Origin of the sequence: Streptomyces sp. NPDC101165 (assembly GCF_044768135.1) — a bacterium.
Classification (GTDB): domain Bacteria; phylum Actinomycetota; class Actinomycetes; order Streptomycetales; family Streptomycetaceae; genus Streptomyces.
In genome coordinates, this window is record NZ_JBIWPG010000030.1 from 1 (window position 1) to 23,734 (window position 23,734).

The 23,734-nt window shown below is 73.6% G+C and carries 23 protein-coding genes and 1 pseudogene; 15 read left to right on the forward strand and 9 right to left on the reverse strand.

Going from position 1 to position 23,734, the window contains the following annotated elements; genetic code table 11:
• Positions 1 to 166 precede the first annotated feature (166 nt).
• The 3 genes from ACIRVH_RS41780 to ACIRVH_RS41790 all read right to left on the reverse strand — a co-directional run bounded on the left by ACIRVH_RS41780 (position 167) and on the right by ACIRVH_RS41790 (position 3,032).
• The gene (locus tag ACIRVH_RS41780; protein ID WP_403965086.1) at positions 167 to 1,096 is read right to left on the reverse strand and encodes a M56 family metallopeptidase; all 930 of its coding nucleotides are present in this window, start codon (positions 1,094 to 1,096) and stop codon (positions 167 to 169) included.
• A 6-nt stretch (positions 1,097 to 1,102) separates the two neighbouring features.
• Entirely contained in the window at positions 1,103 to 1,534 is a 432-nt protein-coding gene (locus tag ACIRVH_RS41785; RefSeq protein ID WP_403965088.1) for a BlaI/MecI/CopY family transcriptional regulator, read from the reverse strand.
• Positions 1,535 to 1,625: 91 nt separating this feature from the next.
• A complete protein-coding gene (locus ACIRVH_RS41790) occupies positions 1,626 to 3,032 on the reverse strand; it encodes a PepSY-associated TM helix domain-containing protein (RefSeq protein ID WP_403965089.1) in 1,407 nt (468 codons plus the stop codon).
• Between the two features lie 133 nt (positions 3,033 to 3,165).
• On the opposite strand from ACIRVH_RS41790, the gene ACIRVH_RS41795 reads away from it, so the two are divergent.
• Positions 3,166 to 3,810, forward strand: coding sequence for a peptide deformylase (locus ACIRVH_RS41795; RefSeq protein WP_403965090.1), 645 nt, complete (start codon positions 3,166 to 3,168; stop codon positions 3,808 to 3,810).
• Between the two features lie 8 nt (positions 3,811 to 3,818).
• Here the strand turns inward: ACIRVH_RS41795 and ACIRVH_RS41800 are convergent, their stop codons facing one another.
• On the reverse strand, positions 3,819 to 5,249 hold the full coding sequence (locus ACIRVH_RS41800) for a dihydrolipoyl dehydrogenase family protein (RefSeq protein WP_403965092.1): 1,431 nt from the start codon (positions 5,247 to 5,249) through the stop codon (positions 3,819 to 3,821).
• Between the two features lie 154 nt (positions 5,250 to 5,403).
• On the opposite strand from ACIRVH_RS41800, the gene trxA reads away from it, so the two are divergent.
• On the forward strand, positions 5,404 to 5,778 hold the full coding sequence (gene trxA / locus ACIRVH_RS41805) for a thioredoxin (RefSeq protein WP_403965094.1): 375 nt from the start codon (positions 5,404 to 5,406) through the stop codon (positions 5,776 to 5,778).
• Between the two features lie 100 nt (positions 5,779 to 5,878).
• Here the strand turns inward: trxA and ACIRVH_RS41810 are convergent, their stop codons facing one another.
• Complete coding sequence (locus ACIRVH_RS41810; RefSeq protein ID WP_403965096.1) at positions 5,879 to 6,925, reverse strand: LacI family DNA-binding transcriptional regulator; 1,047 nt, start codon at positions 6,923 to 6,925, stop codon at positions 5,879 to 5,881.
• A gap of 159 nt (positions 6,926 to 7,084) precedes the next feature.
• On the opposite strand from ACIRVH_RS41810, the gene ACIRVH_RS41815 reads away from it, so the two are divergent.
• Positions 7,085 to 7,747 carry a TetR/AcrR family transcriptional regulator gene (locus ACIRVH_RS41815; RefSeq protein WP_403965098.1) on the forward strand — a complete coding sequence of 221 codons (663 nt, stop codon included), beginning with the start codon at positions 7,085 to 7,087 and terminating at the stop codon, positions 7,745 to 7,747.
• Between the two features lie 25 nt (positions 7,748 to 7,772).
• Positions 7,773 to 8,927, forward strand: coding sequence for an FAD-dependent oxidoreductase (locus ACIRVH_RS41820; RefSeq protein WP_403965100.1), 1,155 nt, complete (start codon positions 7,773 to 7,775; stop codon positions 8,925 to 8,927).
• A 7-nt stretch (positions 8,928 to 8,934) separates the two neighbouring features.
• Here the strand turns inward: ACIRVH_RS41820 and ACIRVH_RS41825 are convergent, their stop codons facing one another.
• Entirely contained in the window at positions 8,935 to 9,615 is a 681-nt protein-coding gene (locus ACIRVH_RS41825; protein ID WP_403965102.1) for a TetR/AcrR family transcriptional regulator, read from the reverse strand.
• Between the two features lie 102 nt (positions 9,616 to 9,717).
• Here ACIRVH_RS41825 and ACIRVH_RS41830 point away from each other — a divergent pair, with 102 nt between their 5' ends.
• Positions 9,718 to 10,275 carry an NAD(P)H-dependent oxidoreductase gene (locus ACIRVH_RS41830; protein ID WP_403965104.1) on the forward strand — a complete coding sequence of 186 codons (558 nt, stop codon included), beginning with the start codon at positions 9,718 to 9,720 and terminating at the stop codon, positions 10,273 to 10,275.
• 60 nt (positions 10,276 to 10,335) lie between these two features.
• Here the strand turns inward: ACIRVH_RS41830 and ACIRVH_RS41835 are convergent, their stop codons facing one another.
• Positions 10,336 to 11,313 carry a metalloregulator ArsR/SmtB family transcription factor gene (locus tag ACIRVH_RS41835; RefSeq protein WP_403965272.1) on the reverse strand — a complete coding sequence of 326 codons (978 nt, stop codon included), beginning with the start codon at positions 11,311 to 11,313 and terminating at the stop codon, positions 10,336 to 10,338.
• Between the two features lie 56 nt (positions 11,314 to 11,369).
• On the opposite strand from ACIRVH_RS41835, the gene ACIRVH_RS41840 reads away from it, so the two are divergent.
• Positions 11,370 to 12,773, forward strand: a complete 1,404-nt coding sequence (locus tag ACIRVH_RS41840) for an MFS transporter (protein WP_403965105.1) — start codon at positions 11,370 to 11,372, stop codon at positions 12,771 to 12,773.
• Positions 12,713 to 13,693, forward strand: a complete 981-nt coding sequence (locus tag ACIRVH_RS41845; protein WP_403965106.1) for an alpha/beta hydrolase — start codon at positions 12,713 to 12,715, stop codon at positions 13,691 to 13,693. The genes ACIRVH_RS41840 and ACIRVH_RS41845 overlap by 61 nt, the downstream gene beginning before the upstream one ends.
• A 3-nt stretch (positions 13,694 to 13,696) precedes the next feature.
• Here ACIRVH_RS41845 and ACIRVH_RS41850 read toward each other — a convergent pair whose 3' ends face one another.
• Together ACIRVH_RS41850 and ACIRVH_RS41855 are read right to left on the reverse strand one after the other, a co-directional pair.
• Entirely contained in the window at positions 13,697 to 14,155 is a 459-nt protein-coding gene (locus tag ACIRVH_RS41850; RefSeq protein ID WP_403965108.1) for a (2Fe-2S)-binding protein, read from the reverse strand.
• A 26-nt stretch (positions 14,156 to 14,181) separates the two neighbouring features.
• The gene (locus ACIRVH_RS41855) at positions 14,182 to 16,260 is read right to left on the reverse strand and encodes a molybdopterin cofactor-binding domain-containing protein (protein ID WP_403965274.1); all 2,079 of its coding nucleotides are present in this window, start codon (positions 16,258 to 16,260) and stop codon (positions 14,182 to 14,184) included.
• Positions 16,261 to 16,487: 227 nt separating this feature from the next.
• Here ACIRVH_RS41855 and ACIRVH_RS41860 point away from each other — a divergent pair.
• From ACIRVH_RS41860 to ACIRVH_RS41895, 8 genes and pseudogenes are all read left to right on the forward strand, one after another.
• Positions 16,488 to 16,849: pseudogene (locus ACIRVH_RS41860) on the forward strand (PucR family transcriptional regulator); the annotation flags it as partial.
• 168 nt (positions 16,850 to 17,017) lie between these two features.
• Positions 17,018 to 18,439, forward strand: a complete 1,422-nt coding sequence (locus tag ACIRVH_RS41865; protein ID WP_403965110.1) for an amidase — start codon at positions 17,018 to 17,020, stop codon at positions 18,437 to 18,439.
• Between the two features lie 26 nt (positions 18,440 to 18,465).
• A complete protein-coding gene (locus tag ACIRVH_RS41870; RefSeq protein ID WP_403965112.1) occupies positions 18,466 to 18,684 on the forward strand; it encodes a hypothetical protein in 219 nt (72 codons plus the stop codon).
• Positions 18,685 to 18,817: 133 nt separating this feature from the next.
• Positions 18,818 to 20,308 carry a flotillin family protein gene (locus tag ACIRVH_RS41875; RefSeq protein WP_403965114.1) on the forward strand — a complete coding sequence of 497 codons (1,491 nt, stop codon included), beginning with the start codon at positions 18,818 to 18,820 and terminating at the stop codon, positions 20,306 to 20,308.
• 211 nt (positions 20,309 to 20,519) lie between these two features.
• Complete coding sequence (locus tag ACIRVH_RS41880) at positions 20,520 to 21,419, forward strand: polysaccharide deacetylase family protein (protein ID WP_403965116.1); 900 nt, start codon at positions 20,520 to 20,522, stop codon at positions 21,417 to 21,419.
• Between the two features lie 64 nt (positions 21,420 to 21,483).
• A complete protein-coding gene (locus ACIRVH_RS41885) occupies positions 21,484 to 21,972 on the forward strand; it encodes a hypothetical protein (protein ID WP_403965118.1) in 489 nt (162 codons plus the stop codon).
• Positions 21,969 to 23,207, forward strand: a complete 1,239-nt coding sequence (locus ACIRVH_RS41890; RefSeq protein WP_403965120.1) for a hypothetical protein — start codon at positions 21,969 to 21,971, stop codon at positions 23,205 to 23,207. Before ACIRVH_RS41885 ends, ACIRVH_RS41890 begins: the two co-directional genes overlap by 4 nt.
• Before the next feature lie 80 nt (positions 23,208 to 23,287).
• Positions 23,288 to 23,734, forward strand: a complete 447-nt coding sequence (locus tag ACIRVH_RS41895; protein ID WP_403965122.1) for a type II toxin-antitoxin system PemK/MazF family toxin — start codon at positions 23,288 to 23,290, stop codon at positions 23,732 to 23,734.

A 23,734-nucleotide genomic window follows, 5' to 3' on the forward strand; every position in this document is an offset into this window, starting at 1 on the left:
GCTCGGCTGGGAAACCCCAGCCGAGCGCCTGCATAAACTGCTCGCGGCCTGATCAACACAACCACCTGTTGCAATGACCCCTAGAAAGCGCCCTCCGGGAACCCGGGCCCTTCGTGCGTGTCGGGTCGGCCGCCGTACCGTGCATGTCATCAGTGCCCTACCGAGGTCACAGCGGGGCCGCCGCGTGCAGGATCAGGAACAGTGTGACGGCCGAGTTCGCCGAGGACATCGCCGACACCAGGGTGCCGGCGGCGGCGCCCCAGGCGGCGAGGCCGACCGCGGTGAACGCCGAGGGCCAGGAGCGGGCCACGGGAGCGGGGGCCAGTAGGGCTGCCACCCGGCGCGGGACGGGACCGGTCGTGGCGAGCGCGGCGAGGGTGGGCGCCGGGGTGCCGTGGGACAGCAGCGCCGCCTTGCCGATCGCGCGGGCGACCGTACGCCGGTCGCCGACCGCACGGGCCGCCTCCTCGTCCGCCCAGCGCTCGGCCGTGTAGACGACGGCGGTGCGCAGCGGGCGCAGGAAGGGGTTGGCCCTGGCGGCCAGATGGGCGGCGAGCAGATGGCGGTGGTGGCGGGCGGCGAGGTGGGCGCGTTCATGGGCGAACAGGGCGCGCCGTTCGGCGGGGGCGAGCCCGTCCAGTAGCGCGCTGGTGACGACGATGCGTCCCCGGCCGCCGGGCAGGGCGTAGGAGTACGGCGCACTGTCGGGCAGGACGGCCACCGTCGGACCGGGCAGGGCGGCCAGGGCGCGGTGGGCCCGGCGGGTGACCCGGTGGTGGCGCCACAGCGTGCGGGCGCAGGCGGTGGCGACCACGACGAGGGCGGGGATGGCGGCGCGGCCCGCGACCTCGTCGTGCGGGACGGCGGCCCGCACCTCGGGGTCGGCCCAGCCGTCCGGGAGGGGGTTGCCCGGCAGCTGGGCGGTGCCGACGACCATCAGCAGGGCCAGACAGAGGGTGCTGCACACGGCCATCACGACGGCGACCGCGGTGAGGAGCCAAGTGGCGGTGCGCGGGTGCAGGTGTACCTCGGCGAGCCGGGCGACCGGCCAGGCGGAGAGCGGCAGCACCAGCGGCAGGAAGACGAAGACCCCCATGGGTGGTCAGTGTTCCGTACCGCCGTCGCCGGTGCGCGGGGTGTTCCCGTTGTTCACCGAGCCCGGCTCTGCGGCCTCCAGCAGCGCCCGCAGCACCTGTTCGTCGTCGGGCGGCAGGGCGGTGACGAAGCTCGCCAGGACGGCTTCACGGTCGCGTTCGCCGTCCAGCAGACGGCGCATGCGCAGCGCGGCGAGCCGGGCCACGTCGGCGGTGGGCGTCCACAGGAAGGAGCGGCCCTGCCGTTCGCGGGCGACGACGTCCTTGGCGAGCAGCCGGGTGAGGATGGTGACGACGGTGGTGTAGGCGAGGTCGCCGCCGAGGCGTTCCTGTACCCAGGCGGCGCCGACCGGCCCGTCCGCCTCGCGCAGCGCGCCGAGGACCTGGCCCTCCAGTTCGCCCTGCCCGCGCCGCCGGGCTCGGCCGCCGTCCCGCACCATGTCCTGCTCTCCCCTTTGTCTGCCGCTCGGTTCGCCTCCGACGCGCCCCTTCGGCTCACTCGCTGCGCCGGCACCCGCGTGTCGGACCACGCTACTTCACGCCTGCCGTGCCTCCGTACGTGCGGCGGCCGCGGCGGTGCGCGATCTCGCCGAGGACGATGTCGACGGCGATGAATCCGGCCAACGGAATCCCGAGCAACGGCACGAAGTAGCCGAGTACGGCGATCACCGCCAGGGCCGGTACGAGGAGGTACGGCGGCACCTGCGCCCAGGCGCCGCGCGGGATCGGCCGGCCGAAGACGGAGCCGCGCCCGCGCTGCCACCACATGCGGTAGCCCCACACGATGAGCAGGATCAGGGCGAGCGCGAGCAGGGCGAGGGCGATCTGGTTGACGATGCCGAAGAGGACGCCGGTGTGCAGGTCGATGCCCCAGCGGGTGAGCTTGGCGAGCACCGGGTAGTCGGCGAACCGCAGTTCGTCGGTCACCTGGCCGGTCGCCGGGTCGACGGCGACGGCGTCCTGCTTCTCCGGCCAGCTGCGCTGGACCTGCTTCACGACGTAGGCGCTGTTCGCATCGGCCGGCGGCACGATCTCCACGGGGTCGCCGAGCCCCTTGGCCCGGGCCGCCGCGAGCACCTTGTCGAGGCCGACCCCGTGTCCGGCGTCCCCGCCGGCGCCGGCCGCCGTCCCGTGGCCCGTGTGCTCGCCGCCGGCCGCGGAGACGGACGGGGTGGCCTGGCCGAGCGAGGTGCGCAGTTCGTCGATGGTGGCGCCGGCGTACGTCGACCAGGTCAGTCCGGTCGCCGACAGGAACAGGAACCCGGCGGCGGTCCAGACCCCGACCGTGCCGTGCAGGCCGAGGGTGCGGCGCCGACCGCTGGTCCCACGCACCGTGCGCAAGGCGCGGCGCCGGGAGAACCAGAGCACCAGGCCGCCGCCCGCGATCACCCACAGCCAGCTGGCCGCCAGCTCGCTGTAGAGCCGGCCGGTGTCGCCGAGGTGCAGGTCGCGGTGGAGTTCGTCGATCCAGGTGCGCAGGGGCAACGCGCCGGTCGAGCCGTACTGTTCGAGGGCCCCGCGCACTTTCCCGGTGGCGGGGTCCACGAACACGGCGAGGGTGTGGTCGGGGTCGACGCCCGTGACGCCGGAGAGCAGCACCCGGGTGGTCGTGCCGGGCTCGGATGCGGGTCGTACCGCCGAGACGGTGCCCTCGGGGTGGGCCTTGCGGGCCGCGGCGACCTGGGCGGAGAGGGGCAGCTCGCGGTCCCCGGCGGGAACGGTCAGTTCATGGTCGTACACGAGCTTCTCGGCCTGGAACGAGCCCGCGTACAGCAGGCCGGTGACGGCGGCGACCAGCAGGAACGGGGCGACGAGCAGACCTGCGTAGAAGTGCAGGCGCAGCACGAGGGGGCGCAGCGGGGCCCAGCGGCTCGGGGAGGGGGCCGGGGCGGGCGGTCCAGGTGTCTCGTCGGTGGCCGGCGAGGGAGCGGTGGTCATCGGCTGGCTTCTCCGGGGGACTCGGGGCGGAAGCGGGGCGGTCCAGTGGTCGGATCGCGAAGGGCCCGAGTTCCCCGGAGTGTTGGTGACCTGTACCACAGGGTGCGGCAGGCGGGCATGGCATCCTGACGCGATGGCACCTCCCAGTGATCGCGAACTTCTCGCCGAGCGGGTCGAGGAACTCCTCGCGGCCGGCGGCCCCTTGCCCATCGTCGCGGCCGGCCTGCCGGTCCTGCGCCAGGGCACCGAACCGTACGACGGTCAGCTCGGTCCCGCCCTGCTGGACCGCTTCGTGGAGGCCCTGCGCGTCACCATGCACGCGGCCCCGGGCGTGGGCCTGGCCGCACCGCAGGTCGGCGTACCGCTGCGGATCGCGGTGATCGAGGACCCGGCGCCGGTGCCGGAGGAGGTGGCGCTGGTCCGGGGCCGGGTGCCGCAGCCGTTCCGGGTCCTGGTCAACCCGTCGTACGAGCCCGTCGGTACCGCCCGCACCGCGTTCTTCGAAGGCTGCCTGAGCGTGCCGGGCTGGCAGGCCGTGGTGGCCCGGCACGCCGAGGTGCGGCTGCGCGGGCAGGACGAGCACGGCCGCGAGCTGGACGAGGTGTTCACGGGCTGGCCCGCACGTATCGTCCAGCACGAGACGGACCACCTCGACGGCCTGCTCTATCTCGACCGTGCCGAACTGCGTTCCCTGTCCACGAACGAGGCGGTGGCCGCCCGCTGGGGACAGCCGACCCCGCACGCGGCGGCCGAGGCGCTGGGCTTCGAACTGCCCTGAGCCGGCGGTCAGTTGTCCCGGTAGGCCTCCAGCAGCCGCAGCCACACCTCGCTGAGCGTCGGATACGACGCCACCGCGTGCCACAGGCGGCCGACCGGGACCCGGCCCGCCACCGCGACGGTCGCCGAGTGGATCAGTTCGCCGACGCCGGGGCCGACGAAGGTGACACCGCGCAGGATGTCCTCCTCCAGGTCGACCACCATGCGGGCGCGGCCCTTGTAGCCGTCGGCGTACAGGCCTGCCCCGGCGACGGAGGAGAACTCGACGTCGACGGCGCGGACGCGGTGGCCGGCCTGTTCCGCCTCGGCGAGGGAGAGGCCGACGGCGGCGGCCTCCGGTTCGGTGAAGACGACCTGGGGCACGGCGTAGTGGTCCGCGGTCGCGGCGTGCGCGCCCCAGGGCTCGTCCAGCAGGGGGTTGCCGGCGGCCCGGGCGGCGATGGCGGCGCCTGCGATGCGGGCCTGGTACTTGCCCTGGTGGGTGAGGAGGGCGCGGTGGTTGACGTCGCCGACCGCGTACAGCCAGTCGGTGCCGTCGACGCGGAGGCTGTCGTCGACGTCCAGCCAGGAGCCCGGCTCCAGGCCGACGGTGTCGAGGCCGATGTCGTCGGTGTGCGGGACGCGGCCGGTGGCGAAGAGGATCTCGTCGGCCTCCAGGCGGTCGCCGCCGTGGGTGACGGCCACGACGGTGCCGTTCTCGCGGGCGACGGACTCGACCGCGGTGCCGGTGCGGACGTCGACGCCCGCCTCGCTCAGCGCCTCGGCGACCAGTTCCCCGGCGAACGGCTCCATGCGGCCCAGCAGGCCCTTGCCGCGGACCAGCAGGGTGACCTGCGAGCCGAGGGCCTGCCAGGCGGTGGCCATCTCGGTGGCGACGACACCGCCGCCGACCACGATCAGCCGGCCGGGGGCGGTCTTGGCGCTGGTGGCCTCGCGGCTGGTCCAGGGCTTGACCTCGGCCAGGCCGGGCAGGTCGGGCAGCTGGGCGCGGGTACCGGTGCTGACGGCCACGGCGTGCCGTGCGGTGAGGGTCGTCACGGTGCCGTCGGGGCCGGTCACGGTGACCGTGCGGGGGCCGGCGAGGCGCCCCTGGCCGCGGTACAGGTCGGCGCCGATGCCGTCCAGCCAGCGGACCTGGCCGTCGTCCTTCCAGTGCGAGGTGTACTCGTCCCGGCGGGCCAGGACGGCGGGCGTGCCGAGGGGACCCTGGACCGCCTCGGCCAGGCCGGGCAGGCGGCGGGCGTCCGCCTGGGCGATGACCGGCCTGAGCAGCGCCTTGCTGGGCATGCAGGCCCAGTACGAGCACTCGCCGCCGACCAGCTCGCTCTCCACGACCGCGGTGGTGAGGCCGGCCGCACGGGTGCGGTCGGCGACGTTCTCCCCCACGGGCCCGGCCCCGAGCACCACGACGTCGTACGCGATGGATTCCGTTTCCGTCATGGGGTCAGTCTGGTGGGTGGTCGGCACGGGGGCCACACGGGTACGCGCACGGAATACGGCCGTGCACGCACGGAACAGGCATGGAATAGGCGACCGCGTCGCCGTGTTTTTGCCGTCGGCACAAGCCCCCACACCAGGAAGAGGGAATCACGCCATGAGCAGCACTGTGGAGCTCACCAAGGAGAACTTCGACCAGACCGTCACCGAGAACGAGTTCGTCCTCATCGACTTCTGGGCCTCCTGGTGCGGGCCGTGCCGTCAGTTCGCGCCCGTCTACGAGAAGGCCGCCGAGGACAACCCCGACCTGGTGTTCGGCAAGGTGGACACCGAGGCCCAGCCGGAGCTGGCCCAGGCCTTCGGCATCCAGTCGATCCCGACTCTGATGATCGTCCGGGACCAGGTCGCGATCTTCGCCCAGCCGGGTGCCCTGCCCGAGGCCGCCCTCACGGACGTCATCGGACAGGCCCGGAAGGTGGACATGGACGAGGTCCGCAAGAGCATCGCCGCCCAGGAGGCGAAGGGCGAGTGACACCCGGGCCGGAGCTCCGGAAGGGGTACGGCCCCCGTCGAGGGCGAAGCCGCATCACGGTCATGCCTCTCCGGAACGCCGACCGCAGCCGGAAACCGGCTCAGCTGGACGCGCGATGGACGAGCGAGGCGCCCAGCACCCTGCGCACCTCGGGCTCGCCTCCGGGGTCGCGGACCGCGCGGTCGACCAGTTCCGCGAGTTCGCGGCCGGAGGGCAGCTCGATGCGGACGGTGCTGAGCCGGGGCCGCAGCAGCCGGCCGAGCATCAGGTCGTCGGCGCCGACGACAGCGATGTCTTCGGGGATGCGTACGCCCTGGTCCTGCAGGGCGCACATCAGGAGCATGGCGTACTCGTCGTTGTAGGCGAACACCGCGTCCAGGCCCAACCGGGGCCAGCGGCAGGCGAGTTCGGCGGCGGCCTGCTCCGTGTACGCGAGCGGCAGCGCGGTCACGGTCGCGTCCGTGCCGTGCAGGGCCTGCTGCACACCGGCGAGCCGGGGCCGGGAGAAGGACTCCAGGCCCGGCTCCTCGGGGACGATCACACCGATACGGCGCCGGCCCCGGGCGTACAGATGCGCGCCGGCGCAGTGGCCGACGGCGTCGTGGTCCATGAGCAGGGCGTGTGCGCCGTCGACGCGTTCGGGGCCGAGGGTCACCACGGCGCGGGCGCCGGACCGCTTGAGCACGGCGACGCCCTGCGGGCCGAGCCCCGCACCCGGTACCAGGACGGCGACGGGACGCAACTCGGCCCAGGCGCGGGCTGCTTCGTCGCCCTGGAGGCCGACGGTTCCGTACTGCACGACCGTGTAGTCGAGGCGGCCGAGGGCCGACTGGAGATCACTGAGGAAGCGGCTGTAGAGGGGGCCCACCGGGATCGCCGGGGCGGGCATCAGGACCATACGGCTGTGTCCGGCGCGCAGGCTGCGGGCGGCCGCGTGGGGCACGTACCCCAGCTCTCGCGCGGCCTCGCGGACGCGGCGGCGCGTCGGCTCGCTGATGCGTACGGCGCTGGTGTTGTTGAGGACGTAGGAGACGGTCGCGCGCGAGACGCCGGCCAGCCGGGCCACATCGGCACTCGTGGGGACGGAGTGCGGTGCGGGCGCAGCGGACGGGGACGTGTTCGGTATCTGCACCATGACAGACCGCATCCTGGCAGAGGAGCGGCGGGCGGGGGCGGGCGGGGGAAGGTGGTTCACCGCTGAACGAAAGCTCCGTCGAGTAAGCGCAGGTCGACAGCTCACGAACGCATTCACGAACACGTTCGCTACGAACTTGTTCGGGACGAACATGTTCGTTACCGTGGGCGCATGACAGCTTCCCCCCGCTCCCGTCGCGACCGTCCCGCCAAGCCCGCTCTCACCCGGGAGGGCATCGTCGCCGTCGCGGTGGCGATCCTGCGCGCCGAAGGCCTGCGGAAGGTGACCATGCGACGGCTCGCGCAGGAGCTCGACACGGGTCCCGCCTCGCTGTACGTCTACGTCCGCAACACCGACGAGCTGCACGCGGCCGTCCTGGACGAGCTGCTCGGCACGGTCGGGCCCGCTCCGGCCGAGGGCACCTGGCGCGAGCGGCTGGAACGCGTGCTCACCGCCTACACACGGATGCTGCTGGAGCATCCGAGCCTGGCCCGCTCGGCGCTGACCGCCCGGCCGAGCGGCCCGCACTACCTGAACCTGATCGAGACGCTGCTCGCCCTGCTCGACGAGGGCGGGGTGCCGCGCGAGCGGGCGGCGTGGGGCGTCGACCTGCTGCTGCAGCACGCCACCGCGACCGCCGCCGAGCACGCCGGGGAGGAGTCCCCTGGCGACTGGCAGGCGCTGGACAGCGCCCTGCGCGGAGCGTCCGAGGACACCCACCCGCACATCGCCGCGACCGCCGACGCCCTGCTGTCGGGCGCCCCCGAGGCCCGGCTGTCCTGGGCCCTCCAGGCACTGGTCAACGGCATCGAGCGCACCGCCGTACCCGACTGATCCCCGCACCTCCGAGGAGGCCACCATGACCACCCCTGCCCACGCCCTCCCCCACCATCCCGTCGCCATCGTCGGCGCCGGACTCGGCGGGCTCGCGCTCGCCCGGGTGCTGCACGTGCACGGCATCGAGGCCGCCGTGTTCGACCTGGACCCCTTGCCCGCCGCGCGGACACAGGGCGGCATGCTCGACATCCACGACGACTCCGGCCAGGAGGCGCTGCGCGCGGCCCGGCTGCACGAGGAGTTCCTGGCCCGCGTCCACGTCGGCGGCGAGGCCACGCGGGTGCTCGACCAGCACGGGACCGTCCGTCTGGAGGAGCCCGACGACGGCACCCGCGGACGCCCCGAGATCGGCCGCGGCGACCTGCGCGACCTGCTGCTGGGCTCCCTGCCGGAGGGCACGGTCCGCTGGGGCGTGAAGGTGACCGGCGCGCGCCCGCTCGGCGCCGGCCGGCACGAGGTGACGCTCGCGGACGGCAGCGCCTTCACCACGGACCTGCTGGTGGGCGCGGACGGCGCCTGGTCCCGCATCCGCCCGCTGCTCTCCTCCGCACAACCCGCCTACACCGGCGTGTCGTTCGTCGAGGCGGACCTGCTGGACGCCGACGTGCGCCACCCCGCGAGCGCCCGGGTGGTCGGCCGCGGCATGCTGTTCGCGCTCGGCGCCGGCCGGGGCTTCCTCGCACACCGCGAGTCCGACGGGAGCCTGCACGTCTACGCCGCCGTCGAGGCGCCGGAGGACTGGCTGGACGGCATCGACTTCAGCGACACCGAGGCGGCCGAAGCGGCGGTGCTCAAGGAGTTCGACAGCTGGGACGACAGCCTGAAGGCACTGGTCACGGACGCGGACGGCGCGCTGGTGCCGCGGCGGATCCACGCCCTGCCGGTCGGTCACCGCTGGGACCGGGTCCCCGGGGTCACCCTGATCGGCGACGCCGCGCACCTGATGTCGCCGTTCGCGGGCGAGGGCGCCAACCTCGCGCTGCTCGACGGCGCCGAACTGGGCCTCGCGCTCGCCGCACACCCCGGGGACACCGAGGCAGCGCTGGCCGCCTACGAGGAGCGGATGTTCCCGCGGGCCGAGTTCTCCGCATCGGAGTCCGCGCGCAGCGCCGCGATGCTGTTCCGCGCCGACGCGCCGCAGGGGCTGCTCGACATGTTCGGCGCCGACCACGGCTGAACACGGCTCAGCCGGAGCGCTCCGTGCACGTCACCCGCGCCACGAGGTCGTGCCAGCCGGACTCCAGTCGCCGCATCGGCATCCCGCACTGCCGGGTCAGATGGTGGATCAGCGCGGGGTCGAGATACGCCATCAGCGTCTGGGAGAGGAGTTCGCAGTCGGCGGTGGGCGCGATCTGCCGCAGCAGCATCGCGACGTGCGTGCGCAGGGCCTGGAACGAGGGGTGCGAGAACCGGCGGTCCGGCTCCGGCTGGGCGGCCAGCTGCAGGTCCAGCTGCTCGGCCGACCGGTAGAGCACGGCCACACCGAAGGCCCGCAGCCGCTCCAGGGGCGGCGCCCCGGGACCCAGCGGCGCCGGCCCGCCGAGGAAGTCGGCCTGCAGCTGCCGCGCCGAGTGGTCGAGCAGCGCCATCAGCAGTCCGTTGCGGTCGCCGAAGCGGCGGAAGACCGTCCCTTTGCCCACCTGGGCCGCGGCGGCCACCGCCTCCATCGTCACTCCGGCCACTCCGTGCGCCGCGATCAGCCGGGCGGCGGCCTCCAGCAGGCGGGCCCGGTTGCGGGCCGCGTCGGCACGCAGGCACGGCTCCTCGGGGGCCGCCTCGACCTCCAGTAGCTGAGGGGTTTCGAGGGGCTCCTGAGACTTCGGGAAGGGCGGCAGAGCGCTGGACATGAAGCCAGCGTAAAGCATCGGGAATGAAACTGGACCGCGGTCCGGTTAGCCTGGTAGAAACTTAAGCGGACCCCGGTCCGGATCGTAACGACGATGTTTCACCCCCCTTGGAGTACAGCCATGTCTGTTCGTATCCTCGCGCTCGTCGGCAGCCTTCGCGCCGGTTCGCACAACCGTCAGCTCGCCGAGGCGGCCGTCAAGCTCGCCCCGGAGGGTGCCGAGGTCGACCTGTTCGAGGGCCTGGCCGAGATCCCCTTCTACAACGAGGACATCGACGTCGAGGGCAGCGTCCCGGCCGCCGCCGCCAAGCTGCGTGAGGCCGCCCGGGCCGCCGACGCCTTCCTGCTCTTCTCCCCCGAGTACAACGGCACCATCCCGGCCGTCCTGAAGAACGCCATCGACTGGCTGTCCCGCCCCTACGGCGCCGGCGCCTTCGGCGGCAAGCCCGTCGCCGTCATCGGCACCGCCTTCGGCCAGTACGGCGGCGTCTGGGCGCAGGACGAGGCCCGCAAGGCCGTGGGCATCGCCGGCGGCAAGGTGATCGAGGACATCAAGCTGTCCATCCCGGGCTCCGTGACCCGCTTCGCCGAGACCCACCCGGTCGACGACACCGAGGTCGCCGCCCAGCTGACCGAGGTCGTCGCCCGCCTACACGGCAACGTGGGCGCGGCTGCCTGACCCGTAGGCACCAGCGAGGGGCCGGAGCCGTGCTCCGGCCCCTTTCGCGTGCCACCGAGGTCATGCCGACGCCAGCCGCTCCCCCAGCGGGCTGCGCCGGTACAGCACCCGGCGGCCGTCCCGGGCGCGGGTGACCAGGCCCGTGGCGTGCAGCACCCGCAGGTGCTGGGAGACGGCGCTCGGCGTCACGCCGAGACGGCGGGCGAGTTCCACGGTCGGGAGGGGTTCGGCGAGCAGGCGCAGGACGGTGGTCCTGGGCGCGCCGAGCAGCGAGCCGAGCGCCGAGGCGTCGGGGGCGGGCTCCGGCTCCCACAGGGTGGCGGCGCCCCGGCCCGGATAGTCCAGCATCGGGGGCTCCTCGGCACTGATCGGCGGTGCCGGCTTGTGCGCGAACAGGGACGGGACCAGCCGCAGACCGCGCCCCGATCCGTCCACCCGGTGGTGGCCGATCATCTGGTCGATGGTCAGGACGCCGTCCCGCCAGCGCAGGTTCGGATGCAGCTCGGCGAAGAGGAGCCGCGCACCGCCCGTGGCCAGCTGCCGGGCGCGGTGGGTGATGTCCGCCTCCAGCACGAGCCGTATCCGCGGCCAGTGCGGCAGCAAAACCGACTCCCAGTGGCGCCGCAGCGACGAGCAGATCCCGTCGACCAGTTCGAGGACGTCCGGATCGCCGGGGGCCGCGGCCTGCCGCAGCGCGTCGGGGAGGGGCTTCGGTGCGTGGGCGGCGTACAGGTCACGGCGTACGACCTCCACGGGTGTGGCCCGTACGACGGCCAGCTCGTCCTCGATCGTGGGCGCGAAGGACGGGGGCCTCGGTGTCAGGAAGTCGGGCAGCGCCAGCGTGTCGCCCACCAGGGCGGACAGCAGCCGCAGGTCGGCCGGGTCGAGCGTGCGCAGGACCGACCCGCGCCACCGCACGTGGAGCGGGTAGAGCGCGGGGGCGCGCAGAGCGCGCAGACTGCCCATGACCTCGGACAGCGGGGAGATCGCGAACCGGGTGTCGACGAGGTCGTCGACACCGAGCAGGAAGCTGATCATGTAGCCCCGGCCTACATCCTTTGGCAACCGCCCGTGCGTGCCGTGGACTTCGGCACATGTCGGATCACAACGCAGCGCAGCGTACCGCGCCCGTTCCCCGCTCCTCCCGGATCGTTCCGCTGCTGGCCACGGCCTGCGGGGTCGGGGTCGGCAACGTCTACTTCCCGCAGGCGATCGCCCCGGTCATGGCGGCGGGCCTCGGCGTCTCACCCGACACGGCGGCCGGCGTGGTCACCGCGACCCAGTTCGGCTACGCGGCGGGCGTCTTCCTGCTCGTCCCGCTCGGCGACCGGCTCCCGTCCCGCCCGCTGCTGGTCACCCTGCTCACACTGACCGGCCTGGGCCTGTGCGCCGCGGCCGGGGCGCCCGCGCTGACGCCGCTGCTCGCGGCGAGCGTGCTGGTCGGGGCGACGACGGTGATCGCTCCACTGGCCGGGGCGCTGGCGGCCGGAATGGTGCCCGAGGAGCGCCGGGGCGTGGTCGGCGGCACGCTGCTGAGCGGTTCCATCGCGGGCATGCTGCTCTCCCGCACGGCCGGCGGCGCCCTGGGCGAGCGGCTGGGCTGGCGGGCGCCGTACCTGCTCGCGGCCCTGCTCACCCTCGCGGTCGCCCTCCTCCTCGCCCGCACACTCCCCGACTCGACCCCGCCCTCCCGGCAGCGGTATCCGCGGCTGCTGACCGAGCCGCTGCGCCTGCTGCGCACGGAACCGGCTCTGCGCCGCTCCTCCCTCTACCAGGCGACGGTGTTCGCCGGCTTCTCCGCCGCTTGGACGGGCGTAGCACTGTTGCTCACGGGCCCGGTGTACGGCCTGGGCGCGGCAGCGGTCGGGCTGCTGGCGCTGGTCAACGCGGCGACCATGGTCGTCACGCCGTTCGCGGGCCGCCTGGTGGACCGACGCGGGCCGGACGGGGTGAACCTGGTGTGCTTCGTGATCGTCGCTGGCTCGGCGGGAGTGCTGGCCCTGGGCTCGCTCGGCGGTACATCCGGTCTGGTCGCCCTGGTGGCGGGCACGCTCCTGCTGGACGTCGGCCTGCAGTCCGGGATGGTCGCCAACCAGGTCCGGATCTACGCCCTCGGCGGGGAGGTCCGCAGCCGTCTCAACACCGCGTACATGACGTGCGCCTACCTGGGTGGCAGCCTGGGGTCGTGGCTGGGCATGCGGGCCTACGGGCGGTTCGGCTGGGCCGGGGTCTGCGCCCTGGTCTCCCTGCTCACCGCGCTGGGGCTGCTACGGCACCTGGCCCGGTTCCGAGCACCCGCCGTCCGGCGGACAGGTGCCGCCGTCCTGCGGCCTCCCGGCTCCACGGGGTACGTGGATCATGGTCGCAGGAGCCACCGCGGGGCGGACGAGTCGCGCGACGGGTGGCCCGAGCCGCGTGAGTCAGGTGAGGAGAAGCCATGCCCCAGGTCCCGCCCCCGCCCCCGTTCGACCCGGAACTCGCCGCCGCGCTGGAGCTGATCAAGGACCAGATCTCGCCCGGGCTCGCCATGGAGGAGATCCCCGCCGTCCGGCAGGGCGCGGGCATCGAGTTGCTGGGACAGTTCGACCTCACGATGGGCGGGACCTTCGAGGCGGAGGACCGCACGGTGCCCGGACCGGAGGGGGCCCCGGCGATCTCCCTCCTCGTCTGCCGCCCCACGTCCGCCGACCCCGCCGCCCCGCTGCCGGTGATCTACCACGTGCACGGCGGCGGCATGGTCCTCGGCGACAACCGGGCCGGCGTGGACGGCCCGCTGACCTGGGCGCGCGAACTGGGCGCGGTCGTCGTCTCGGTCGAGTACCGCCTCGCGCCCGAGCACCCGCACCCGGCGCCGATCGACGACGTCCATGCGGGCCTGCTGTGGACGGCCGCCCACGCCGAGGAGATCGGCGGCGACCCGGACCGGATCGTCATCGCGGGCGCGAGCGCCGGGGGCGGCCTGGCCGCCGCGCTCGCCCTCCTGCTGCGCGACCGCCAGGGCCCGCCGGTCATCGGCCAGCTGCTGATGTGCCCGATGCTCGACGACCGCAACGAGACCGTCTCCAGCCACCAGATGGCGGGCCTCGGCGTCTGGGACCGCACCGCCAACGAGACCGGCTGGACGGCACTGCTGGGCAAGCGCCGGGGCGGCCCCGACGTCCCGTCCCACGCCGCCCCCGCCCGCGCGAGCGACCTGTCCGGCCTGCCGCCGGCCTTCCTCGACGTCGGCTCCGCGGAGACCTTCCGGGACGAGGTCGTCGACTACGCCTCCCGCATCTGGCAGTCCGGCGGCACGGCCGAACTCCACGTCTGGCCGGGCGGCTTCCACGGCTTCGACGGCTTCGCCCCGCAGGCGGCCCTGTCACAGGCGGCCCAGGCGGCCCAACTGGACTGGCTACGTCGGCTGTTGACCGACTGAGGATCAACCGCCGCTGTCCGCGGCCTTCTTGATCGCCTCCCGGATGCGGGCGTACGTGCCGCAGCGGCAGATGTTCTCGATGGCGTCGATGTCGGCGTCCGTGGGGTGGGGCGTCCGCTTCAGCAGGGCGGTGGCGGCCATGATCTGGCCCGGCTGGCAGAAGCCGCACTGGGCCACGTCGCAGTCCAGCCAGGCCTGTTGGACCGGATGCAGTCTGTCGCCGTCGGCCAGGCCCTCGATGGTGGTCACGGTGCGGTTCGCACAGTCGGCGACCGGGACCACACAGGGCTGGATCTCGGCGCCGTCGAGGTGGCTGGTGCAGGCGCGGCAGACGCCCACTCCGCAGCCGTACTTGGGGCCGGTGACGCCGAGCAGGTCACGCAGGACCCACAGCAGGGGCATGTCGGCGGGGGCCTCAACCGTCACCTGCCTGCCGTTGAGGGTGAAGGAGTACGAACGCATGGGTGCCTCGGAAGATGAGTCGGCGGTCAGAAGGTGAGCGGGAAGCTGCGCGGTGCGGTGCCGGTCGCGCGGGCGTAGGCGTTGGCGACCGCACCGGACGCCGCGGGGACACCGAGTTCGCCGGCGCCGCCCGGCTCCCCGGTCGAGGGCAGGACGTGGGCCTCGAAGACGAGCGGGGCGTGGCGCTGGCGGGCATAGCGGAAGTCGGCGAAGCTGCCCTCGCGTACGGCGCCCCGGTCGATGTGCAGGCCCGCCTGCAGGACCACGGAGATGCCGTCGATCGCGGTGCCCATCAACTGGGCTTCCAGACCACGGGGGTTGACCGCGGTGCCCACGTCGGCCGCCATCACCACCTTGGTCACCCGGGGGTTCTTCGGGTCGGTCGCGTCGATCTCGGCGAGGCAGGCCACGCAGGAGCCGTACTCCTCGTGCACGGCGATGCCCTGGCCGCACCCCGCGGGCATAGCGCGGCCCCAGTGGCCGGCAGCCGCCGCCTTGTCGAGGACCGCCTTGACCGCCTTGTTCCGCAAGGTGCTCCGGCGGAAGGCCACGGGGTCCCTGCCGAGCTTGCGGGCGATCTCGTCCACGACGATCTCCTCGGCGGTCCGCACGGTCCCGGAGTCCACCGACCGCCAGGCGCCGAGCGGCACGGCCAGCTCGATGCCGCCCGAATCGCCGGACACGCGGCCGAAGTTGTACAGGCCCGTCCGGCTGGGCAGGGGGCCGGACGCCGCCCGCACGCCCCCCTGCGCGGACAGGCCGGCGCCGTCGTTCGACTCCGACACCGACGCCATCACCTGCTCGAAGGCGACCACCCGGCCGTCGGCCACACTGGCCCGGATCCGGTGGTGGCTGGCGGGGCGCATGCGCCCGTGCCGGATGTCGTCGCCGCGGCTCCACATCAGCTTCACCGGACGGCGGGCCGCCTTGGAGACCAGCGCCGCCTCGATCGCCGCGTCGTAGTTCAGCCGGCGGCCGAACGAGCCACCGGCGCGCGCCACATGGACCTTGACCTTCGACGGGCGCAGACCGACGGCCTGGGCTATCGCGTCCCGCGCGTCCATGGGGGTCTGGGAGGAGAACCACAGCTCCGCGCGGTCGGGGCGGACGTCCGCCACCGCCGTGAGCACCTCCATCGGGGCGTGGCCGACGAAGGCGAACGCGAACTCGGCCTCCACGGGGGTCGATCCGTGCGGCGGGGTGCCGAGCCGGGGCACGGCGGCCTTGAGCCGGGAGCGTATCTGCGCGTCCGACAGGGCGTGTAGCGGGCCGGGCGCCCAGGTGAGACGAAGGGCGTCCCGGGCGCGGAAGGCGTGGTGGAAGGTGTCCGCGACGACGGCGACACCGCCGGGCAGCCGGACGACCGCGTGGACGCCCGGCAGGGCGCGGGCGGCCCGGTCGTCGACCGAGACGAGCTTGCCCCGGATCGTCGGCGGCCGGGCCACCACCGTGGGCTTCGCCCCGGCCACCGCCACGTCCCCGGCGTACTTCGCCCGGCCGGTGACGATGTCCCGCGCGTCGATCCGGGTCGTCGGCCGGCCGATCACCCGGTGCCGGGACGCGGGCTTGGGCTTGCTCGGGACGGCGGGGCGGTGGACACGGGCCGCGCTCGCGGTCAGCGAGCCGAACGTGGCCTTGCGCCCGTCCGGGGCGACGACCATGGTGTCGCGGGTGCGCAGGGTCCTGGCGGGCAGGTGCCAGCGTCGGGCGGCGGCGGTCACCAGCTTGGCCCGGGCGGTGGCGGCGAGCTGCCGGGCCGGGCCGTACAGCGAACTCACCGAACTGGAGCCGCCGGTGTACTGATTGCCCTTGGCGCGGGCGTCGGCGAGCGGGATGCGCACATCGGAAAGGCGGGCGTCCAGCTCCTCGGCGATCATCATGGCGACGGCGGTGGTGATGCCCTGTCCGACCTCGGCCCGGGGCAGCCGCACGACGACGTGGTTGTTCTCCGTGACCTCCAGGACCAGCATCTCCTCGTCGGTGCCGGTCACCAGGACGTGGGAGCCGGAGTCGGCCCGGTCGGGCTCGGCGCCTTCCGCGCGCGAAGGGGTGCAGGCGAGCGGGGCGGCGACCGTCAGAGTGGCCGCGGCCACCGTGTACACCATGAATCCACGGCGGGACGGGCCTGCGGAGGGCAGGGGCTCGGTGCGGTCCAAACGAGGGCTCCTGTCGGCGCGTGGGGCGGTCGGGACACGGCACGCAGGGCGGCACCTGTCCTGGGGTCAGCTCACTCGAGAGGTAGGAGGGCCCTGGCCGCGCACCGGTTGCCTGACGGGTCCCGATCCGGTCCACCGTCTCCTCGCCGCCCCGGCCGGTGGCGCATGATGAGCCCATGAAAGAGCCGGCCGGGCGGCTCGCCGCGCTGGATCCGGATGCCGGGGCCGCGGTGCGGGTCATCGTCTGCTTCGACCGGCCGGCCGAGTCCCGGGCCGGTCCGGAGGCGCTGGTGCGCGGTGCCGCCGTCCTGGCGGGGTGTCCCGCGCGACTCGTCGACGCGGAGCGGCGGGTGGTGCTGCGGGTGGAGCCGGACGGGCGGCGCCGCGCACCGGAGACGGAAGCCGACCCGGACTGGCCGTCCGCGCCCCTGGTGCCGGGCGGACCCCGGCACTGTGGCTCGAACGGGCGGCGGCCGGCCCCAGCGCGGTGGACGCGGTGATCCTGGAGTTAGCCGCCGGAGCCGCACGGGCCGTGCTGACCGCACGCAGTTCGATAAATCGCCCAGAAACTAAGACGCTGACAGGTTCACGTCAATGCTTTGAACTTGACTCGATGTCACCTGTGCGAAACCTGTACGGCACCGGCCGCTTTGCGGTTACCGTTCAGTAGACATCGTGTCAGGAGGCTCCCGGAGGTGCTCCCTCAATGACGCCCGACCGTGCCGCAGGCCTTGCGGAGTCCGCCCGTGCGCTCGCCGCCGGGGAGGTGAGCTCCCGCACCCTGGTCGAGCGGGCCCTGGCCCGGATCGAGGCCACCCAACCGACCCTGAACGCCTTCCGGATCGTACGAACCGAGGCCGCGCTCGCCGAAGCGGACGCCGCCGACCGGGAGTTGGCCGCCGGAGCGCGGCGCCCGCTGCTCGGGGTGCCGGTCGCGGTGAAGGACGACATGGACGTGGCCGGCGAGCCGACCGCGTTCGGCTGCCCCGGCGACTTCCCGCCGGTCGCGCGGGACGGGGAGGCGGTACGACGGCTGCGGGCGGCCGGTGCGGTGATCGTCGGCAAGACGAACACCTGCGAGCTGGGGCAGTGGCCGTTCACGGAGGGCCCGGCGTTCGGGGAGACCCGCAATCCCTGGCACACCGGCCACACCCCGGGCGGTTCGTCGGGCGGCTCGGCGGCCGCGGTCGCCGCCGGGCTGGTCCCGGCCGCGCTCGGCTCGGACGGCGCCGGTTCGGTGCGGATCCCGGCCTCCTGGACCCATCTGATCGGCATCAAGCCCCAGCGCGGGCGCATCTCGACCTGGCCGCGCGGCGAGGCCTTCCACGGCATCACCGTCAACGGCACCCTGGCCCGTACGGTCGCCGACGCGGCCCTGCTCCTGGACGCGGCGAGCGGCAACGACGACCGGGACCCGCATCGGCCGCCCGCGCTCACGGTGTCGGACGCGGTCGGACGCGACCCCGGCCGGCTGCGCATCGCCCTGTCGCTGAAGCCGCCGTTCACGGCGGTACCCGCGCGGCTGCGCCCGGAGGTCCGCGCCCGGATCCTCGAACTCGCCGAGAAACTCAGCGCGTTGGGGCACACCGTCGAGGAGGCCGACCCGCCCTACGGCCAGATCGGGCTGACCTTCGTGCCCCGCGCCACCGCCGGCATCGCCGACCACGTCCGCGAGACCCCCGACCCCGCCCTGCTCGACCCGCGCACCCGGGACGCGGCCCGGCTGGGCCGGCTGCTCGGCGGGGCCCCGCTGCGGGCGGCCCGGCGTGCCGAGGCGGTCCTGCACCGGCGGATCGGCGCGTTCTTCGAGTCGTACGACGTCATCCTGGCCCCGACGACGGCCGCTCCCCCGCCCGCGATCGGCGCCCTGTACCGGCTCGGCGGGCTCGCCACGGACCGCGCGATGATCGCCGCCTGCCCCTATGCCTGGCCCTGGAACGTCCTCGGCTGGCCCGGCGTGAACGTACCCGCCGGGTTCGTCGGCGCGCTGCCGGTGGGCGCCCAACTGCTCGGCCCGGCCAACAGCGAACTCCTGCTGGTCTCCCTGGCTGCCCAACTGGAGGCGGAGCTGCGCTGGCACGAACGGTGGCCGTCGCAGAAGGCGGACACGGACAGCACGGCGGTATGAACGCGCTCCGCCCGTACCCTGTGACCATGGACGATGCGTCGATGGTCGGGCTCGTGGGACGGGTGACGGGGACGGTCGGGCCGGGGCTGGTCGGCGAGGTGATCGTCCGGGTGCGCGGCGGCGCGGAGCACTTCCTCGCCTACGCGGCCGACGGCACCGGCCGGATCGAGCGCGGCACGGTGGTGATGGTGGTGGAGTACCTGCCGCCGAGGACGGTCTACGTCACTGCCGCGTACGACAGTTGAGCGGGCTCAGCCCCAGGTGAGGGGCGTGTGCGTCAAGATTGCAACAAGGATTCGTCAGCGTCTTCTCGGCGTGTCCCCGCAGGCGCACACTCCCTTCGTTCGGTGCCGAAAGGGCACCATGCAAAGGGGGCGAATGCCGATGGTTGTCGGCGTCGTTGCGGGGGCGGTCGTCGTTGCCGTCCTCGTTCTGATCGGTCTGTTCAAGATGATGTGGCGGGTCGCCGAGCCGAACGAGGCGCTCATCATCTCCGGGTCCAAGCACCGCACCGAGGGCCTCGAGGAGGGCATGGGCTTCCGCATCGTCACCGGGCGCGGCACGCTGGTGCTGCCCGGGGTGCAGGCGGTGCGCAAGCTCTCCCTGGACCTGAACGAGACCGAGCTGCACGTGGACTGTGTGACGCACCAGGGCATTCCGCTGAAGGTGCGGGGCGTGGTCATCTTCAAGGTGGGCGACGACTTCGTGTCGATCGCCAACGCGGCCCGCCGTTTCCTGGACCAGCAGCGGATGATGTCGGAGCGGGTGCACAACGTCTTCGCCGGTCATCTCCGCTCCATCGTGGGCGGGTTGACGGTCGAGGACATGATCCGCGACCGGGAGAAGCTGACCGGGCAGACCCGGGCGGCCTGCGGTACGGAGATGGAGAAGCTCGGTCTGATCGTCGACTCGCTGCAGATCCACGAGATCGAGGACCCGACGGGTTACATCCAGAACCTGGCCGCCCCGCACGCCGCCGCCGTCCAGCGGGACGCGCGCATCGCGCAGGCGGAGTCGAATCGTCTCGCCACCGAGGCCGAGCAGCAGTCGTTCGCCCGGATGGCGGAGGCCACCCGGGACAGCGAGATCCTGCAGGCCGGTTACCAGGCCGAGCGGGACAAGGCGGCGGCACGCGCCCGCCAGGCCGGTCCGCTCGCCGACGCGGGCGCCCGGCAGGAGGTCGTGGTCCAGGAGACACGGGTCGCCGAGCTGGAGGCGCACCGGCGGGAGCAGCAGCTCCAGGCGGACGTCCGCAAGCCGGCCGACGCCAAGGCCTACGAGAAGCGCACGCTGGCCGAGGCCGAGCGTGACGCGCGGATCTCGGCGGCGCAGGCCAAGGCGAAGGAGACGGAACTGGCGGCCGCGGCCGAGGCGACCCGGGTCAAGACGGCCGCGGGCGCCGAGGCGGAGGCCACCCAGACCCGGGGTGCGGCCACGGCTGCGGCGACCCGGGCCACCGGTGCGGCGGAGGCCGCGGCCGCGCAGGCCAGGGGTCTGGCCGACGCCGAGGCGACCCGGGCCAAGGGTCTCGCCGAGGCGGAGGCCATCAAGGCCCGGGCCGACGCCCTGGCCGAGAACCAGGAGGCGGTCGTCGCCCAGCAACTCGCCGAGAACTGGCCGGAGATCGTCCAGGCCGGCGCGTCCGCCTTCGGCAACGTGGACAACATGGTGCTGCTCAACGGCGCCGACGGCATGGCCGACTTGTTCGCCAAGGCGCTCACCATGGGCGGTACGGGCCTCGGGCTCGCCCGTCAGCTCCTCTCCTCGATGAACCAGAACGGGCAGGCGCAGAACGGCACCGCACCGTCCCTCAACGGGCACGCGGCACCGCCGGTGCAGAAGGTGCCGGTGGAGCAGGACGAGGACTGAACACCGACCCGTCGGTCCGTTCCGGGGTCCTCGGTTTCGAGGGCCCCGGCGGGCTGTCCCGGGGCACCTCGGCCACGGCAGGCGACGCCCGGGACAACCCCAACCGAACCCTTACCGCCCCCTTTCCGGTTGCGGCATCACCACCACGTACGGTTTCCGTGGCGGGCGTCGGCCGCCCCGATTGAGGAACTTCGACCAGGTGGGGGCGTGGATGACTGCCAGTCGCCGTGCTGTGCTGGCCGGCTTGGCGGGCGGCGTGCTCGCCGGCTGCGCGGGCCCGAAGAGCTCGACGAACATCCGTGTGCCCGCGTCGCCCGCACCCTCGGCGACCGCCACCGCCACCCCCACCACCGCAGCTCCCGCCACCGTCGCCCCCTCGACCCCGGCACCCGTCACCGCGCCCAGGGTCACCCGCGCCGAGATCGTCGCCCGCTACGGGCACTCCGTGCCGCACACCTGGGGGTTCGACGCGCCCGGAGTGACGCACGCGCTGCCGGCCACGAAACGCGCGATCGCGCTGACCTTCGACGCCTGCGGCGGCCCGGGCGGCAGCGGCTACGACCGGGCGCTGATCGGCTTCCTCCGCAGGCGGGAGATACCGGCGACCCTCTTCCTCAACTCCCGCTGGATCGACGCCAACCCCGCCGTCTTCCGCCGGCTGGCCGCCGAGCCGCTGTTCGAGATCGCCAACCACGGCACCCGGCACCGCCCGCTGTCCGTCACCGGACGCTCCGCCTACGGCATCCCGGGCACCCGCAGCGCCGGCGAGGTGTACGACGAGATCGCCGGCAACCGCGCCAAGCTCACCCACCTGCTGGGCACCCCACCGCGCTTCTTCCGCTCCGGCACGGCGTACTGCGACGACGTCGCGGCACGGATCGTCGGTGACCTCGGGGAGCGCTTCGTCAGCTTCTCCGTGAACGGGGACGCCGGGGCGACCTTCACGCCCGAACAGGTCCGCGCCACCGTCTCCTCCGCCCAGGCCGGTTCGATCGTCATCTGCCACATGAACCACCCCGAGGGCGGCACCGCCCGAGGCATCTCCGCGGCCGTCCCCCGTCTCCTCACGGCGGGCCACGACTTCGTCCGCCTCTCGGACGGCCTGCACTGACCGGACGCCCCACCGGGATGGCATGCTTCTGACGTGAAAGACCGTCGGACACAAGGGAGTTCAGGTGCCGGAGTCGACTCGGACGCAGGCCCTCGTCGTTCTCGACCCGGCGGAGCTGCCCACCGTGCATGAACTTGCGGCCGCCCACGGCGTGGAGCTGCAGGAGGTCCCGCGGCGCGGCATCGAACCCGTCACCACCGTCACGCTGGTCCTGATGGGCGCGGCGACCGCCGTCGGCGCTCTGCAGCACACGCTGGAACAGCGCAAGGGTGGCCAGGTGATCGACCTCAGACCGGGCGCGCCACGGGCGATCTACCGCACCCCGGACGTGGTCTACGGAACGGTGGTCGTCCTCGCGGCCGACGGCACGGTGACCGTGGAGGTCAAGGAGCCGGACGGCATGTTCGGCAAGGTGATCTCCGCCCTGCCGAACCTCCTCTCCGCCGGTGGGAACGGCACCGAGCAGGTCACGGCGACCGTCACGGCGAGGTTCGGCGCCGACGTGGAGGTCCGGCCCGCGGCCGGGCGGCCGACACAGGGCGGTGACGCATGAGCGGGGAAACGGACCGGGGGCGGCAGCAGGAGGCGCAGGACTTCCTCGCCCTGCTCAGGGCACAGGCTCAGGCCGAACAGGGCGCCTCCGACCCGCCACCGGGAACCGGGGCCACCGTACGGGACCTGACCGAACGGCTCCTGCGCGACAGCTTCAACGCCGAGCAGGGCAAGGACCCTCGGGTCCGGGCGCTGGTGGAGCAGGAGGCCGGCCGCAACCTGCAGAGCCAGGACGACGTCTTCGCCGAGATGTTCGCGGGGATGCAGGACCACATCGAGCGGACGGCCAAGGACCGGATCCAGGGCGACGGCCTGGACTTCGCGGCGCTGCGCCCGCTCATCGGCCATCTGCGAACCGGGCAGCTCAACGCGGTGAGCATGCGCGTGCCGGGCCGCCACGGTGCCCATCTGGTGCTCGTCGAGGACCAGATGCCGATCTTCGCCTCCAAACTCAGCAAGGCGGTCGCCTGGACCTTCCCCTACGGACCGGCCGCCGCCGAGGGCCAGATCGACGTCCGGTGGAACCTGGCCGCCGCCGTCGAGCGGATCGAGACCGTGCCCGAGGTCGCCGAGCGCTTCACGGACATCGTCGTGGCCTACGCCGTCTCGGGCCGGGTCGGCGACGCCGGCCACCACCTGCTGCCGCCGGGCCCGTTCAACCTCGCCGGGATGCTGCGTGACGCCCTCGAGTACTTCGTCATCGGCCACGAGTACGCCCACGTCATCAGCGGCCACCTGAACTCCGCGGTCCGGCGCAAGGGTGTACTGCCGGTCGAGGAGGCCGAGGTTCTGGCGTACTCGTGGCGGCAGGAGTTCGACGCCGACCTGATCGGCATGGTCCTGTCCCTCAACGCCGGGATCGAGCACGACAACCGCGACCTGTGGGTGGGGTTCCTGGGTGTCAGTCTGTTCTTCGACGCCCTGGACGTGATGGACCGTGCCGTCGCCCTGCTGCAGACGGGCGACGAGCACGCCCGTCAGCTGGGCTCCCACCCGCCGTCCGACCTGCGCAAGCAGCGTCTCCGCGCGGTCCTGCCGCAGATGGCCGATGCCGGCAGGGTGCGGATGACGCTCGAACTGGCCGACATCCAGGGGCAGATCATCGGCGAACTGTGGGCGCGCACCCGCCCGGCCCTGCTGAGTCTGCACCGGCGCGACGTGCCGACGGCCCGGACCTGGCGGACCATCCCGAAGGAGACCGGCGATCCGGGGCCCGCGCCGACGGCGTCGGCCTGAGAGCTCCGGCCGGTGACGGTGCCGGACCGCAACCGGAGGGCGGTTGCCCAACTCCTCGGCGCACGCCCTAGGGTGCCCCCGTGACTGCCTTTACCGACGAAGACATCCCCGGCCGCTACGGCCCTTCCGCCACCACCGAGGCCGACCCGCGCGAGGTCGGCAAGGTGCGGACCGAGTACTCCCCCGCCCATGACGGCGACCCCGACCCGGGCGAGATCGTGTGGACCTGGGTGCCGTTCGAGGAGAACGACGGCCGGGGCAAGGACCGCCCGGTGCTGGTCGTGGCCCGGGAGGCGGCGGGCACCTTCCTCGCCGTCCAGCTGTCCAGCAAGCGGCACGACGGCGACCGGGAGTGGGTGGCCATCGGCAGCGGGCCGTGGGACCGGTCGGGCCGCGACTCGTGGGTGGACGTGGACCGGGTGCTGAGGCTGCACGAGCAGGGCATGCGCCGGGAGGCGTGCGCGATCGACCGGATGCGGTTCAATCTGGTCCGCCAGCGCCTCCACGAGCGGTACGGCTGGACCTGA